Here is a 2526-nt window from a genome sequence, read left to right as displayed (position 1 = left end):
CGCTGGCGCTGACCATCGAGGGCGAGCTGGTGCTCGACCATTGGGGCGGCTGGCGCGACGAGGCGCAGCAGCAGCCCTGGGACCGCAACACGCTGACCCATGTCTGGTCCACCACCAAGACCATGACCTCGCTGTGCGCCCTGCTGCTGGCCGACCGCGGCGAGCTGGACCTGGACGCGCCCGTGGCCGCCTACTGGCCCGAGTTCGCCGCCAACGGCAAGAGCGGCATCCTGGTGCGCGACGTGCTGGGCCACACCTCGGGCGTCAGCGGCTGGGAGCAGCCCATGGGCATGGGCGACCTCTGCGACTGGGAGCGCAGCACGGCGCTGCTGGCGGCGCAGTCGCCCTGGTGGACGCCGGGCAGCGCCTCGGGCTATCACGCGCTGAACTACGGCCATCTGGTCGGCGAGCTGATCCGCCGCATCACCGGGCAGAAGACCGGCGCCTTTCTCGCCAGCGAGCTGGCCGGACCGCTGGGCGCCGACTTCCACATCGGCCTGCCGCCCGAGCACGATGCGCGCGTGGCCCGCGTTGTGCCGCCGCCACCCACGCCGGTCGACTTCTCGGCCATCCCACCCGACAGCCCCATGCTGCGCACCCTGGGCAACCCCGCGCCCGACGCGGCCTACAGCCACCGCGAGGACTGGTGCCGGGCCGACATTGGTGCGGCCAACGGTCATGGCAATGCGCGCTCGGTAGCGCGGCTGCAGTCCATCGTCGCCTGCGAGGGCACGCTCGCCGGCCGGCGTTGGTTGAAGCCCGAGACGGTGGGTCGCATCTTCGACGTGCAGGCCCGCGGCATCGACCTCGTGCTCGGCGTGCCGCTGTGCATGGGCATCGGCTACGGCCTGCCCGAACCGGCCACGCTGCCCTTCATCCCCGAGCAGCGCATCTGCTTCTGGGGCGGCTGGGGCGGGTCGCTGGTGCTGGTGGACGTGCAGAGGCGGCTCTGCCTCGCCTACATGATGAACCGCATGGCGCCGGGTGTTGTTGGCGGGCCTAACGCGGCGATGCTGGTGCAGGCGCTTTATGCCTGTTGCGCCTAGAAAAAGAAAAAACCCGCCAGCGGCGGGTGGGGTGACTGACGGCAGCGTGGGCTCAGACGATCCAGATCGGCGTCTGGGCGGCGGCTACCGCGGTCACGTCACGACGGCCTTCGATGACGACGCGCGGCAGCTGGGCCACCACCGGCGCTTCGGCACGCTTGCCAACGATGACCACGCGTTCCAGCTTCACGATCTCGGTGGCCGGAGCCGCCGTGCGGTTGGCCAGGCTCACACCGGCAGCGGCTGCGGCGGCGACGGAAGCGATGGCGACGATGAAGGTCTTGGCGGCGGTGTTCATGGTGGGCTCCGGTGGGTGGTTCGCTGTGTCAGTGATTGCAGTTTCGTCACTGACCCCGGGCGCCGCGAGTGCCGGGCGACGGATCGCCGGCGCGGGCGGATGAACTGCAATTGCGCGGGACGAACCGGCGCCACCCAGGCCCTGCGTTAGCGCCTGGCGCTGGATGGCGTGCCCGGCCAGCCGACCGCGGCCCAGGCGCGGCGCAGTTGCAGCTCGGAGTTGAAACCGGCCGCCTCGCTGGCCGCGCTGACGCTGGCGCCGGCCTCCAGCGAACGCTTGGCGACGGCCAGGCGCACGCCGCGCAGATAGGCCTGGGGGCTGGTGCCGGCGTATTGGGCGAACAGGCGGCTCAGCGTGCGCGGCGTGGTCGCGGCGAGGTCGGCCATGCGCTCCAGCGGCCAGTCCTCGGCCGGTGCCACGCTCAGCGCGTCCTGCACGCGGTGCAGGCGCGCATTCAGGTGCTGGCGGTGGGCCAGCAGAGGCGACAGCTCGGGGTCGCCCGGGCCACGGCGCAGCGCCACGGCCATCTGCTCGGCGACGCGCGCGGCGACCAGCTCGCCGGCATGCGCGGCGATCAGATGCAGGGCCAGGTCGATGCCGGCCGTCACGCCGGCGCTGGTGAACACCTCGCCGTCCTGCACGAAGACGCGGTCCTGCAGCACCGTGCAGCGGGGCGCGAGGCGGGCAAGGTCGCCAAGATGCTGGTGGTGCGTGGTCGCCCGGCGGCCGTCGAGCAGGCCGGCATGGGCCGCGAGCAGGGCGCCGGAGCAGACGGTGACCAGGCGCAGCCCAGGGCGGCCAGGTGCCAGGCGAGACAGCCAGGCGATGAGTTCGCGCCGGGCCGCTTGCGACTTCGCCTCCGCGGCCGAGGTGCGGCCGACCAGCACGATCCAGCTGCCATCGGGCAGATCTTCCGGCAGCGGCTCCAGCGCCTGCAGCTGGATGCCCACCGAGCCTGTGGATTCGCTGCGCGTGCCGGCGAAGCGCAGGGCAAAGGGCGCGACAWCCAGCTTCAGCGCGGCGATCTCCAGGCTGGCCAGGCGCAGGGCCTCGGCGGGCCCGGCCCAGTCGAGAACGAGGCTGTCGTCCTGCAGGACGAAGACAACCTGTATGGGCTCAGGCAATGGCGGTTTCCTTCCCGGCGACAGCCTGCAACGCACCTTCTGCATCCATGATGCGGGC

Annotated in this window: 3 protein-coding genes; 1 reads left to right on the top strand and 2 read right to left on the bottom strand. The window is 71.9% G+C overall.

The features are described 5' to 3' along the window. Window positions 1-1046, top strand: a 1046-nt coding sequence (locus ACXJKR_RS29645) for a serine hydrolase domain-containing protein (protein ID WP_457325894.1), incomplete at its 5' end; no start/stop codon positions are given. Between the two features lie 52 nt (window positions 1047-1098). On the opposite strand, the gene ACXJKR_RS29640 is transcribed toward ACXJKR_RS29645, so the two are convergent. Both ACXJKR_RS29640 and ACXJKR_RS29635 read right to left on the bottom strand, forming a co-directional pair. Beyond that, complete coding sequence (locus ACXJKR_RS29640) at window positions 1099-1344, bottom strand: hypothetical protein (RefSeq protein ID WP_457325893.1); 246 nt, start codon at window positions 1342-1344, stop codon at window positions 1099-1101. A gap of 146 nt (window positions 1345-1490) precedes the next feature. Then, entirely contained in the window at window positions 1491-2468 is a 978-nt protein-coding gene (locus ACXJKR_RS29635) for a GlxA family transcriptional regulator (RefSeq protein WP_457325892.1), read from the bottom strand. Window positions 2469-2526: the final 58 nt, after the last annotated feature.

This window comes from Roseateles sp. P5_E11 (genome assembly GCF_054049355.1).
The sequence above is the reverse complement of the archived record's forward strand: the minus strand, read 5'-3'. Positions and strand labels throughout refer to the sequence as shown.

Bases quoted from the DNA above. Each gene is read 5' to 3' on its own strand.
- ACXJKR_RS29640 (WP_457325893.1), bottom strand. From the start codon at position 1,344: ATGAACACCGCCGCCAAGACCTTCATCGTCGCCATCGCTTCCGTCGCC.